This window comes from Streptococcus oralis, assembly GCF_001075875.1.
GTDB classification, from domain to species: Bacteria; Bacillota; Bacilli; order Lactobacillales; family Streptococcaceae; genus Streptococcus; species Streptococcus oralis_I.
Genome location: NZ_JUOS01000025.1, coordinates 1 through 13,295, shown reverse-complemented (window position 1 = coordinate 13,295; position 13,295 = coordinate 1). Strand labels below are relative to the sequence as shown.

Here is a 13,295-nt window from a genome sequence, read left to right as displayed (position 1 = left end):
AATGAAAATCAAAGAGCAAACTAGGAAGCTAGCCGCAGGCTGTACTTGAGTACGGCAAGGGGACGCTGACGTGGTTTGAATTTGATTTTTGAAGAGTATTAGTTAGAAAGAGTCGTAACGAAAATTAGTTACGGCCTTTTTTCTTTCATGTTTGCGAGAAAAAAGGGCTGGTTTCAAAATTTAAGAGGTGTTGGGATAGATTTTAGGTCCCTGAAACTACTTTCAGAAGAAACTGTTGCATAAAATTGTTTTGAAACTCCAATCTATTCTAGCACAAGTTATTGAAAGCGCTTTAATAATAAGCTATAATAGTCACATAAACACAAAGGAAAAGAAAAGGAGGAAAGTAGATGCCACAAATTAGTAAAGAAGCCTTGATTGAACAAATCAAAGATGGAATCATCGTTTCTTGTCAGGCACTTCCTCATGAACCGCTCTACACAGAAGCGGGAGGAGTTATCCCCTTGTTGGTGAAAGCAGCTGAACAAGGTGGTGCAGTCGGTATCCGAGCAAACAGTGTTCGAGATATCAAGGAAATTAAAGAGGTCACTAAACTTCCGATTATCGGAATTATTAAACGTGATTATCTACCACAGGAACCATTCATCACAGCGACTATGAGAGAGGTTGATGAACTAGCAGCTCTTGACATCGAAGTCATTGCTCTTGACTGTACCAAACGTGAACGTCATGATGGCTTGGAGATCCAAGAATTTATCCGTCAGATCAAAGAAAAATATCCAAATCAACTCTTGATGGCTGATACAAGTACCTTTGAGGAAGGTCTAACAGCAGTTGAAGCGGGAATTGACTTTGTCGGAACAACCTTATCAGGTTACACTTCTTACAGTCCAAAAGTGGATGGCCCAGACTTTGAACTCATCAAGAAACTCTGTGATGCAGGGGTGGACGTCATCGCTGAAGGAAAAATTCACACACCAGAACAAGCTAAGCAAATCCTAGGTTACGGAGTGCGAGGTATCGTAGTTGGTGGCGCTATTACTAGACCAAAAGAGATTACGGAACGATTTGTTGCGGGTCTTAAATAACACAATATAAAAAACGAGGAGAGTGGTTGATTAGTAGGAAAAAATGAAAACGTATACAAAGTCGACATTGCTCATTATCCGATTCGGATACGCTTATCATCATTTAGGAGAATACAAATGAAATTTAAAAAACTAGCTTGTACAGTACTTGCGGGTGCTGCGGTTCTATCTCTTGCTGCTTGTGGCAAATCAGATGCAAACAAAGATGCTGCTAGCTCTGGTAGTGACAGTGGAAAAACTGAAATCACTTGGTGGGCATTCCCAGTCTTTACTCAAGAAAAAACTGGCGATGGTGTAGGAACTTATGAAAAATCTATCATCGAAGCTTTTGAAAAAGCAAATCCAGATGTTAAAGTTAAACTAGAAACAATCGACTTCAAATCTGGTCCAGAAAAAATCACAACAGCAATCGAAGCAGGAACTGCACCAGACGTTCTCTTTGACGCACCAGGACGTATCATCCAATACGGTAAAAATGGTAAATTGGCTGAGTTGAACGACCTCTTTACAGATGAATTTGTTAAAGATGTCAACAATGAAAATATCATCCAAGCAAGTAAAGCTGGTGATAAAGCTTACATGTATCCAATCAGTTCTGCACCATTCTACATGGCTATGAACAAGAAAATGTTGGAAGATGCAGGAGTTGCAAACCTTGTAAAAGAAGGTTGGACAACTGATGACTTTGAAAAAGTTTTGAAAGCGCTTAAAGATAAAGGGTATACACCAGGTTCATTGTTCAGTTCAGGTCAAGGGGGAGACCAAGGAACACGTGCCTTCATCGCTAACCTTTATGGCGGTTCTGTAACTGATAAAGAAGTAACTAAATATACAACTGACGATCCTAAATTCGTTAAAGGTCTTGAAAAAGCATCAAGCTGGATCAAAGATGGTTTGTTGAACAATGGTTCACAATTTGACGGTGGAGCAGACATCCAAAACTTTGCAAACGGTCAAACTTCTTACACAATCCTTTGGGCTCCAGCTCAAAATGGTATCCAAGCTAAACTTTTGGAATCAAGTAAAGTAGAAGTGGTAGAAGTACCATTCCCATCTGATTCAGGTAAACCAGCTCTTGAATACCTTGTAAATGGATTTGCAGTATTTAATAACAAAGACGAAAAGAAAGTCGCAGCAGCTAAGAAATTCATCCAATTCATCGCAGATGACAAAGAATGGGGTCCTAAAGACGTAGTTCGTACAGGCGCATTCCCAGTTCGTACTTCATTTGGAAAACTTTATGATGACAAACGTATGGAAACAATCGGTAGCTGGACTCAATACTACTCACCATACTACAACACAATCGACGGCTTTGCTGAAATGAGAACACTTTGGTTCCCAATGTTGCAAGCTGTATCAAATGGTGACGAACAACCTGCTGCAGCATTGAAAGCATTCACTGAAAAAGCGAATGAAACAATCAAAAAAGCAGCTAAATAATAAGTCCTAAATAAAAACTGAGTTCCCCCTTTTCCCTGAGCACATCTGTGTATGAAAAGGGGGACTTTTGTTTGAAATAGAAGCAACTGACAGGTCAAAATTAAAATGAAGTTTTTACATTGACGAATCTTAGAAAAATTTCATTTTGATTTTAGATCAGGGTCAGATGACAGTCAAAAAAACAAAACTATGTGAAAGTGAGGTGCCGACTGTGAAAATCAATAAAATTCGCATGCGGGAAACTATTATTTCTTACGCATTCCTAGCACCAGTATTAATCTTCTTTACCGTCTTCGTTTTAGCTCCAATGATCATGGGCTTCATCACAAGTTTCTTTAACTACTCGATGACTAGCTTTGAGTTTGTTGGCTTGGACAACTACATTCGTATGTTTAAAGACCCTGTCTTTACAAAATCTTTGATTAATACCGTAATCTTGGTTATTGGGTCTGTACCAGTCGTTGTACTCTTCTCGCTCTTTGTGGCATCACAAACTTACCAACAAAATGCCGTTGCTAGATCTTTCTACCGTTTCGTCTTCTTCCTTCCTGTAGTAACAGGTAGTGTTGCCGTAACAGTAGTATGGAAATGGATCTACGATCCACTATCAGGTATTTTGAACTTCGTGCTTAAGTCAAGCCATATCATCAGCCAAAACATTTCTTGGTTGGGAGATAAAAACTGGGCTTTGATGGCGATTATGATTATCCTTTTGACAACATCAGTTGGTCAACCAATCATTCTTTACATCGCTGCAATGGGTAATATTGATAATTCACTTGTAGAAGCAGCTCGTGTTGACGGTGCGACTGAATTTCAAGTATTCTGGAAGATTAAATGGCCAAGCCTCCTTCCAACAACTCTTTATATCGCAATCATTACAACCATCAACTCATTCCAATGTTTCGCCTTGATTCAATTGTTGACATCTGGTGGTCCAAACTACTCAACAAGTACACTTATGTACTACCTCTACGAAAAAGCCTTCCAATTGACTGAATATGGCTATGCCAATACTATTGGTGTATTCTTGGCAGTTATGATTGCCCTTGTCAGCTTCGCTCAATTCAAGATCCTCGGAAACGATGTAGAATACTAAGGAAAGGAGACAGCTATGCAACCTACACAACAAAAGAAACCATTAACAGCCTTTACTGTTATTTCAACAATCATTTTGCTCTTGTTGACTGTACTGTTTATCTTCCCATTCTACTGGATCTTGACAGGTGCATTCAAATCACAACCAGATACCATTATGATTCCACCACAATGGTTCCCTAAAGCTCCAACTATGGAGAACTTCCAACAATTGATGGTGCAAAACCCAGCCTTGCAATGGATGTGGAATTCAGTGTTCATTTCTTTAGTAACGATGTTCTTGGTTTGTGCAACCTCTTCACTAGCGGGTTATGTATTGGCTAAGAAACGTTTCTATGGACAACGCATTCTCTTTGCAATCTTTATCGCTGCCATGGCTCTTCCAAAACAAGTTGTCCTTGTACCATTGGTACGTATCGTCAACTTTATGGGAATCCACGACACTCTTTGGGCAGTTATCTTGCCTTTGATTGGATGGCCATTCGGGGTCTTCCTTATGAAACAGTTCAGTGAAAACATTCCTACAGAATTGCTTGAATCTGCTAAAATCGATGGATGTGGCGAGATTCGTACATTCTGGAGCGTAGCCTTCCCTATCGTGAAGCCAGGATTTGCAGCTCTTGCAATCTTTACTTTCATCAACACATGGAATGACTACTTTATGCAGTTGGTTATGTTGACATCTCGTAACAACTTGACCATCTCACTCGGGGTTGCGACTATGCAGGCTGAGATGGCAACCAACTACGGTTTGATCATGGCTGGTGCTGCCCTTGCAGCTGTGCCAATCGTAACGGTCTTCCTTGTCTTCCAAAAATCCTTCACTCAAGGGATTACTATGGGAGCTGTTAAAGGATAGTACTCTGCGAAAATTGAATATAGTACAATTTGTTTATCAGTATGCAGAAGTATAGTTGATAGACTAAGAGAATATAGGCTATATAAGTGTCTACAAAATGGAGAGGAGTTGCTTACTTCATGAAGTTTTGTTAGACACTTATAAACTTAATTTTTGACTTTTTAGATACTATTTAGAATAGTTATTTCCCATCTTAGTGGTATCCAAGATAAGTATATTGTACTTATCTTGGACGGAATTTTTGAGAGTAAAATAGTTCGGGGAACTATTTTAGCCTGAACCTAGAAATGAATAAGCGAGGAGCGCAAAAATTAGGTCTTTCATTTCATGGTTTTCTAAAATCATCCACTGGATAATTTTACCTTCCGTCCGCACTATTTAAGGGAAATTATAAAAAGATAAATCAAATTGGAAATAAGCATCAGAAGCGAAGGAAATTACTATGATTTTTGATGATTTAAAAAATATCACCTTTTATAAAGGAATTCATCCAAATCTCGATAAGGCTATCGATTATCTCTATGAGCATCGTAAAGATAGTTTTGAATTAGGTAAATATGAGATTGATGGGGATAAGGTCTTTCTAGTTGTGCAAGAAAATGTTCTCAATCAAGAAGAAAATGATCGTTTTGAGCATCATAAAAAATATGCAGATTTGCATTTGTTGGTTGAAGGACATGAGTACTCTAGCTACGGCTCTCGCATCAAAGATGAGGCTGTAGCCTTTGATGAAGCTAGCGATATCGGCTTTGTCCATTGTCATGAACAATACCCACTCTTGTTGGGTTATCACAATTTTGCAGTCTTTTTCCCAGGTGAACCTCATCAACCTAATGGTTATGCAGGTATGGAAGATAAAGTTCGTAAATATTTATTTAAAATTTTAATCGATTAGTCAGTTAGGAGGAGCAAACAATGGCACATAAAGGATCTGGATTGATAAAAGCGGCATTTGATACGGATAACTTTCTGATGCGTTTTTGCGAGAAAGTTTTAGATATTGTGACGGTTAATCTACTCTTTGTTGTGTCTTGTTTGCCAATTGTGACGATCGGAGTAGCGAAAATCAGTCTCTATCAGACAATCTTTGAAGTTAAGAGTAGTCGACGTGTTCCTGTTTTTAAAACTTATATGAGAGCCTTTAAGCAAAATTTGAAATTAGGTCTCCAGTTAGGTTTGTTGGAACTAGGAATTTTTCTGATTAGCGTTGTTGACTTATCACTATTCTGGGGGCAAACCAGCCTAGGCTTCCAGCTCATTAAAGCCATTTGCTTGGGAATTCTGATATTTTTAACCTTAGTCATGTTGGCTAGCTATCCAATTGCAGCACGTTATGACTTGACTTGGAAAGAAGTTCTTCAAAAGGGCTTGCTTTTGGTCAGCTTTAACTTCGTGTGGTTCTTCTTGATGTTTGCAATTATTTTATTAATCATGATGCTTCTCTATCTATCAGGCTTCACTCTAGTGCTTGGTGGTTCAGCATTTCTACTTTTTGGCTTTGGCCTTCTTGCCTTTTGCCAAGCTGGATTAATGGAAAAATTGTTTGCTAAATATCAGGAAGATTGAAAACGTTATGAAACTACTTTCAAACAAGAAAAGCTATGGGAGATGAATAGAAATTAAAATCTAAGTGGCTAAGATGTATTGAAAGCGCTTTTTACAAAGTGTATACTAAAATAGTAAAAAATCATCTGCCAAGAGCAGAAAATAAGAAATCTTAGGAGAAATCTATGTCAGATTTAAAAAAATATGAAGGTGTCATTCCTGCCTTCTACGCATGTTATGATGATGCAGGTGAAGTAAGCCCAGAACGTACTCGTGCCTTGGTGCAATACTTCATTGATAAAGGTGTTCAGGGGCTTTATGTCAACGGTTCTTCAGGTGAATGTATCTACCAAAGCGTAGAGGACCGCAAATTGATCTTGGAAGAAGTCATGGCAGTTGCTAAAGGTAAATTGACCATCATTGCTCACGTGGCTTGCAACAATACTAAAGACAGTATCGAACTTGCTCGCCATGCTGAAAGCTTGGGAGTAGATGCTATCGCAACAATCCCACCAATTTACTTCCGTTTGCCTGAGTACTCAGTTGCTAAATACTGGAACGACATCAGTGCAGCGGCCCCAAATACAGACTACGTTATCTACAACATTCCTCAATTGGCAGGTGTTGCCTTGACTCCAAGTCTTTACACAGAAATGTTGAAAAACCCACGTGTCATTGGTGTTAAAAATTCTTCAATGCCAGTTCAAGATATCCAAACTTTTGTCAGCCTTGGTGGTGATGATCATATCGTCTTTAATGGTCCAGACGAACAATTCCTAGGTGGGCGTCTCATGGGTGCAAAAGCTGGTATCGGTGGTACTTATGGTGCTATGCCAGAACTTTTCTTGAAACTCAACCAATTGATTACAGATAAAGACCTAGAAACAGCGCGTGAATTGCAATATGCTATCAACGCTATCATCGGTAAATTGACTGCAGCTCATGGAAATATGTACGGCGTTATCAAAGAAGTCTTGAAAATCAATGAAGGACTTAATATCGGATCAGTTCGTTCTCCACTTACACCAGTGACCGAAGAAGATCGTCCAGTTGTAGAAGCAGCTGCGGCATTGATTCGTGAAACTAAGGAGCGTTTCCTCTAATCAATAGGAGGCTTTATGACTAATTACGTTGCAATTGATGTTGGTGGAACTAATATCAAATATGGTTTAATTGATCAGGATGGACAACTTGTAGAGTCTCACGAAGTAGCGACTGAGGCGCATAAGGGTGGTCCACACATCTTACAGAAAACAAAAGATATCGTAGCTAGCTATCTAGAAAAAGGACCAGTATCAGGTGTAGCCATTTCCTCGGCGGGAATGGTTGATCCTGATAAGGGTGAGATTTTCTACGCTGGTCCACAAATTCCAAACTATGCAGGAACCCAATTTAAAAAAGAAATTGAAGGAAGCTTTGGAATTCCTTGTGAAATTGAAAATGATGTCAACTGCGCAGGGCTAGCAGAAGCGGTTTCTGGATCTGGAAAAGGTGCAGGAATAACGCTTTGTTTGACCATCGGAACAGGTATCGGTGGTTGTTTAATCATTGATGGCCAGATTTTCCATGGATTTAGTAATTCTGCCTGTGAAGTTGGCTATATGCATATGCAGGATGGGGCTTTCCAAGATTTAGCTTCTACAACTGCCTTGGTTGAGTATGTAGCCAAGGCTCATGATGAGGAAGTGGCTCATTGGAATGGTCGTAGAATTTTCAAAGAAGCTACAGAAGGCAATAAACTCTGTATGGAGGGCATTGACCGTATGGTAGACTATCTTGGGAAAGGTCTTGCTAACATCTGTTATGTTGCCAATCCAGAGGTTGTTATACTAGGTGGTGGTATTATGGGGCAAGAAGCGATTTTGAAACCGAAAATTCGTACAGCTCTGAAAGATGCGCTTGTTCCGAGCTTAGCGGAAAAAACAAGATTAGAATTTGCGCGTCATCAAAATACTGCAGGTATGCTTGGAGCCTACTATCACTTCAAAACAAAACAATCCTAAGTTGGCCTTGCCAATTTAGGATTTTTTAGTCATAAACAGTAAAATAATCATTTAGTAAAAATCTAGTTAAAATTTTGAAACCCCTTGCATTTTTTAATATAACATAGTATATTTATAATAATGCGAAAACTCTAGAAAAATTCTTGCTAATGGAAGCATTATTTTATTTTTTAAAAATGTAAGCGATTTCTACAAAAAGGCTTACCAAAAAATAAATAGCTTAGGAGCAGAGTTTTAAGCTAGGGAATCAAACAAAAATTGTCGCCAGCTAAAGCTGGGCTCGGGCAGTAGCTGACTGCTCTAGAATAGTAGGAGTATTTGATGAAACAATATTTTTTAGAAAAAGGTCGAATATTTAGTATTCGTAAACTGACTGTTGGTGTTGCTTCTGTAGCAGTCGGTCTTGCTTTTTTTGCATCTGGTAATGTTGCGGCTAGTGAACTTGTGACAGAACCAAAACTTGAAGTAGATAGTCAAGCAAAAGAAGTGGTAGATGTAGATCATGAAAAAGAAGAAGCAGTTAAGGGAGAAGTAACTGAAAAAACAGAACCTGCTGTCGAGAAAGTGGCAGAGGAAGGGAAAACTGCTGAAGTGGCTGGCGATTTACTCCCTGAAGAAATCCCTGACCGTGCCTATCCTGATACTCCAGTGAAAAAAGTGGATACTGCAGCTATTGTATCAGAAAAAGATAGTCCACAAGTAGAGACTGAAAGTATCTTAAAAGCGAAGGAAGAAACTCCATCTGAAGCTGGAAAAGAAAATAGAGCCATTATCAATGGCGGACAAGACCTTAAGCATATCAATTATGAAGGTCAACCAGCAACATCTGCTACTATGGTTTATTCAATCTTTAGCTCACCTCTGGCAAATGGCGGTAGTCAGCGATACCTTAACTCAGGTTCAGGTATCTTTGTTGCTCCAAATGTCATCTTGACAGTGGCCCACAACTTCTTGGTCAAGGATGCAGATACTAATGCGGGTTCTATCCGTGGTGGTGATACGGCTAAGTTCTATTACAATGTAGGTTCAAATACTGCTAAGAATAATTCTTTGCCAAGCTCTGGAAATACTGTTTTGTTCAAGGAAAAAGATATTCATTTCTGGAATAAAGAAAAATTCGGTGAAGGCTATAAGAATGACCTAGCCTTGGTTGTAGCTCCAGTTCCACTTTCAATTGCAAGTCCAAATAAGGCAGCTACCTTTACTCCTTTAGCAGAACATCGAGAATACAAAGCTGGAGAACCTGTTAGCACCATCGGTTACCCTACAGATTCAACTTCTCCAGAATTGAAGGAACCAATTGTTCCAGGTCAATTGTATAAGGCGGACGGTGTTGTTAAAGGTACTGAAAAGTATGATGATAAGGGAACAGTTGGTGTCACTTATCGTTTGACTTCTGTATCAGGTCTTTCAGGTGGTGGGATTATCAACGGTGATGGTAAGGTCATTGGGATCCACCAACGTGGAACTGTCGATAATGCGAACATTGCTGAAAAAGATCGCTTTGGAGGAGGGCTTGTCCTCTCGCCAGAACAATTGGCATGGGTCAAAGAAATCATTGACAAGTACGGTGTCAAAGGTTGGTATCAAGGCGATAACGGCAATCGTTATTACTTCACTCCAGAGGGAGAAATGCTTCGAAATAAGACAGCTGTTATAGGTGAAAACAAATATTCCTTCGATGAAAGTGGTGTAGCGACTCTTCTTGAAGGTGTTGATTATGGACGAGTTGTTGTCGAACACCTAGACCAAAATGATAATCCAGTCAAAGAAAACGATACTTTTGTTGAAAAGACAGAAGTTGGAACTCAGTTCGACTATAACTATAAAACAGAAATTGAAAAGACTGACTTCTTCAAGAAGAATAAAGAAAAATATGAGATTGTATCGATTGACGGCAAAACTGTCAATAAGCAACTAAAAGACGCTTGGGAAGATGATTATAGCGTTGTGAGCAAGGCTCCTGCAGGAACTCGCGTTATCAAGGTTGTTTATAAGGTCAATAAAGGTTCCTTTGACGTTCATTATCGTTTGAAAGGTACAGACCAAGAATTGGCAACTGCGACTGTGGATAATAACGATGGTAAAGAATATGAAGTTTCCTTTGTTCACAGATTCCAAGCCAAAGAAATTGCAGGCTACCGTGCAGTCAACGCAAGCCAAGAAGCAACAATCCAACATAAAGGAGTGAATCAAGTTATTTTTGAATACGAAAAAATTGAAGATCCAAAACCAGTAACTCCTGCAACTCCAGTAGTGGATCCAAAAGACGAAGAAACAGAAATTGGAAACTATGGACCACTACCAAGCAAGGCCCAATTGGACTACCACAAGGAAGAATTGGCTGCCTTCATCCACTATGGAATGAACACTTACACCAACTCTGAGTGGGGTAACGGTAGAGAAAATCCTCAAAACTTTAATCCAACAAATCTTGATACAGACCAGTGGATTAAGACTTTGAAGGATGCTGGGTTCAAACGAACAATCATGGTTGTCAAACACCATGACGGTTTTGTGATTTATCCATCTAAATACACAGACCATACGGTAGCTGCAAGTCCATGGAAAGACGGTAAGGGAGACCTTCTCGAAGAAATCTCTAAATCAGCAACGAAGTATGACATGAATATGGGGGTTTACCTATCACCATGGGATGCCAATAACCCTAAATATCATGTTTCAACTGAAAAAGAGTACAACGAATACTACCTCAACCAGCTCAAGGAAATCCTTGGCAATCCAAAATACGGAAATAATGGTAAATTTATCGAAGTCTGGATGGATGGTGCGCGTGGTAGCGGAGCTCAAAAAGTAACTTATACCTTCGATGAGTGGTTCAAGTACATCAAGGAAGCTGAAGGAGACATAGCTATCTTCTCTGCTCAACCAACAAGTGTCCGTTGGATTGGTAATGAACGTGGTATCGCTGGAGATCCAGTTTGGCATAAGGTTAAGAAAGCTAAAATCACTGACGATGTGAAGAACGAATATCTCAACCATGGAGATCCAGAAGGAGATATGTACTCTGTCGGTGAAGCAGACGTTTCTATCCGTTCAGGTTGGTTCTACCATGACAATCAACAACCAAAATCAATCAAAGATTTGATGGATATCTACTTCAAGTCTGTTGGTCGTGGAACGCCACTTCTCCTCAATATTCCACCAAATAAAGAAGGTAAATTCGCAGATGCAGATGTGGCGCGCTTGAAAGAATTCCGAGCAACCTTGGATCAAATGTATGCAACTGACTTCGCCAAGGGAGCAACTGTAACGGCAAGCTCTACCCGTAAGAATCACTTGTATCAAGCAAGCAACCTAACCGATGGTAAGGATGATACTAGTTGGGCATTGTCAAATGATGCCAAGACAGGTGAATTTACTGTCGATCTCGGTCAAAAGAGACGCTTTGACGTAGTCGAACTCAAAGAAGATATTGCTAAAGGTCAACGTATCTCTGGATTTAAGGTTGAAGTTGAGCTCAATGGTCGCTGGGTTCCATATGGAGAAGGTTCGACTGTTGGTTATCGTCGTCTCGTCCAAGGTCAACCTGTGGAAGCACAAAAGATTCGTGTGACTATCACGAATTCACAAGCAACTCCTATTTTGACAAACTTCTCTGTTTATAAGACACCAAGTAGCATCGAAAAAACAGATGGCTATCCTCTAGGCTTGGATTACCATTCAAATACAACAGCTGATAAAGCAAATACAACCTGGTATGACGAATCCGAAGGCGTCCGTGGAACATCCATGTGGACCAATCAAAAAGATGCTAGCGTAACCTACCGTTTCAATGGAACTAAAGCTTATGTCGTATCTACAGTGGATCCAAATCACGGTGAAATGTCAGTTTATGTGGATGGTCAAAAGGTTGCAGACGTACAAACTAATAATGCGGCTCGTAAACGTAGCCAGATGGTTTATGAGACAGATGACTTGGCTCCAGGTGAACACACTATCAAACTCGTCAACAAAACTGGAAAAGCTATTGCAACTGAAGGTATCTACACGCTCAATAATGCTGGTAAAGGTATGTTTGAGTTGAAAGAAACAACCTATGAAGTTCAAAAAGGACAACCTGTCACTGTAACGATTAAACGTGTTGGTGGTAGCAAAGGAGCTGCAACAGTTCATGTCGTGACTGAACCAGGAACAGGGGTTCATGGTAAAGTTTATAAGGATACAACAGCTGATTTGACCTTCCAAGATGGTGAAACAGAAAAAACGTTGACCATTCCGACAATTGACTTTACGGAGCAAGCTGACTCTATCTTTGACTTCAAAGTGAAAATGACGAGTGCTTCAGACGAAGCTTTGCTTGGATTTGCTTCAGAAGCTACTATTCGAGTGATGAAGGCAGAATTGCTCCTAAAAGACCAGACAAGCTATGACGATCAGGCACCTCAGCTTGACTATAGTCCAGGTTGGAACCATGAAACGAACTCAGCTGATAAATACCAAAATACAGAATCATGGGCGTCATTTGGACGTTTGACAGAAGAACAGAAGAAAAATGCCAGTGTAACAGCCTACTTCTACGGAACAGGTCTTGAGATCAAAGGATATGTGGATCCAGGACATGGTATCTACAAAGTAACGTTAGACGGTAGAAAAGTCGAGTATCAAGATGGCCTAGGTAATGCTTCTGAGTACAACGGTAAGAAGTACTTCAGTGGTACAGCAGCTACACGCCAAGGTGATCAGACTCTCGTTCGTTTGACAGGACTAGAAGAAGGTTGGCATGCTGTAACCTTGCAATTGGATCCAAAACTAAATGATACCTCTAGAAATATCGGTATCCAAGTAGACCAGTTCATCACTCGTGGTGAAGATAGCGGTCTTTATACCAAAGAACAGTTAATCCAAGCAATGAAGAATTGGAAGGATGAATTGGTTAAATTTGACCAAACAAGTTTGAAGAACACTCCAGAGGCGCGTCAAGCCTTCAAGTCAAACTTGGACAAATTATCAGAGCAACTTTCAGCAAGTTCTGCAAATGCACAAGAAGTTCTGAAAACAGCTACAGCCTTGCAAACGATCCTTGATAAGGAAGAAAACTACGGTGTAGAAGAAACCCCAGCTCAACCAGAAGAGTCTAAGATTGACTACGATAAGGCTATGGCAAGCTTGGCAGAGGCTATTCAAAACAAGAGCAAAGAACTAGGTGATGATAAGGAAGCTAAGAAGAAACTAGTCGAGTTATCCGAGCAAGCTCTTACTGCTATTGAGGCAGCTAAGACTCAGGATGCGGTAGACAAAGCCTTGCAAGCAGCTCTAACTTCTATCAACCAACTT

9 protein-coding genes are annotated in these 13,295 nt (G+C 39.9%); all 9 read left to right on the top strand.

Annotated features, from left to right (window positions below):
* Positions 1 to 350: 350 nt before the first annotated feature.
* Positions 351 to 1,049, top strand: coding sequence for an N-acetylmannosamine-6-phosphate 2-epimerase (locus ADM33_RS01305; RefSeq protein WP_049502844.1), 699 nt, complete (start codon positions 351 to 353; stop codon positions 1,047 to 1,049).
* A 117-nt stretch (positions 1,050 to 1,166) separates the two neighbouring features.
* The gene (locus tag ADM33_RS01300; protein WP_049502843.1) at positions 1,167 to 2,492 is read left to right on the top strand and encodes an ABC transporter substrate-binding protein; all 1,326 of its coding nucleotides are present in this window, start codon (positions 1,167 to 1,169) and stop codon (positions 2,490 to 2,492) included.
* Positions 2,493 to 2,724: 232 nt separating this feature from the next.
* On the top strand, positions 2,725 to 3,591 hold the full coding sequence (locus ADM33_RS01295) for a carbohydrate ABC transporter permease (RefSeq protein WP_033587514.1): 867 nt from the start codon (positions 2,725 to 2,727) through the stop codon (positions 3,589 to 3,591).
* Between the two features lie 15 nt (positions 3,592 to 3,606).
* Positions 3,607 to 4,449, top strand: coding sequence for a carbohydrate ABC transporter permease (locus ADM33_RS01290; RefSeq protein ID WP_049502842.1), 843 nt, complete (start codon positions 3,607 to 3,609; stop codon positions 4,447 to 4,449).
* Positions 4,450 to 4,891: 442 nt separating this feature from the next.
* Positions 4,892 to 5,344: a YhcH/YjgK/YiaL family protein gene (locus ADM33_RS01285; RefSeq protein WP_049502841.1), complete on the top strand. Its 453-nt coding sequence runs from the start codon at positions 4,892 to 4,894 to the stop codon at positions 5,342 to 5,344.
* Between the two features lie 20 nt (positions 5,345 to 5,364).
* On the top strand, positions 5,365 to 6,015 hold the full coding sequence (locus ADM33_RS01280) for a DUF624 domain-containing protein (RefSeq protein ID WP_049502840.1): 651 nt from the start codon (positions 5,365 to 5,367) through the stop codon (positions 6,013 to 6,015).
* Positions 6,016 to 6,179: 164 nt separating this feature from the next.
* Positions 6,180 to 7,097, top strand: coding sequence for a dihydrodipicolinate synthase family protein (locus ADM33_RS01275; protein ID WP_049502839.1), 918 nt, complete (start codon positions 6,180 to 6,182; stop codon positions 7,095 to 7,097).
* A gap of 15 nt (positions 7,098 to 7,112) precedes the next feature.
* Positions 7,113 to 7,997 (top strand): ROK family protein, encoded by an 885-nt coding sequence (locus ADM33_RS01270; RefSeq protein ID WP_049502838.1) that lies wholly within the window; start codon positions 7,113 to 7,115, stop codon positions 7,995 to 7,997.
* A gap of 321 nt (positions 7,998 to 8,318) precedes the next feature.
* A partial coding sequence (locus ADM33_RS01265) for an alpha-L-fucosidase (RefSeq protein ID WP_049502837.1) occupies positions 8,319 to 13,295 on the top strand: 4,977 nt, incomplete at its 3' end.

Coding starts and splice junctions, on each gene's coding strand:
- ADM33_RS01305 (WP_049502844.1), top strand. CDS start 351: ATGCCACAAATTAGTAAAGAAGCCTTGATTGAACAAATCAAAGATGGA.
- ADM33_RS01300 (WP_049502843.1), top strand. CDS start 1,167: ATGAAATTTAAAAAACTAGCTTGTACAGTACTTGCGGGTGCTGCGGTT.
- ADM33_RS01295 (WP_033587514.1), top strand. CDS start 2,725: ATGCGGGAAACTATTATTTCTTACGCATTCCTAGCACCAGTATTAATC.
- ADM33_RS01290 (WP_049502842.1), top strand. CDS start 3,607: ATGCAACCTACACAACAAAAGAAACCATTAACAGCCTTTACTGTTATT.
- ADM33_RS01285 (WP_049502841.1), top strand. CDS start 4,892: ATGATTTTTGATGATTTAAAAAATATCACCTTTTATAAAGGAATTCAT.
- ADM33_RS01280 (WP_049502840.1), top strand. CDS start 5,365: ATGGCACATAAAGGATCTGGATTGATAAAAGCGGCATTTGATACGGAT.
- ADM33_RS01275 (WP_049502839.1), top strand. CDS start 6,180: ATGTCAGATTTAAAAAAATATGAAGGTGTCATTCCTGCCTTCTACGCA.
- ADM33_RS01270 (WP_049502838.1), top strand. CDS start 7,113: ATGACTAATTACGTTGCAATTGATGTTGGTGGAACTAATATCAAATAT.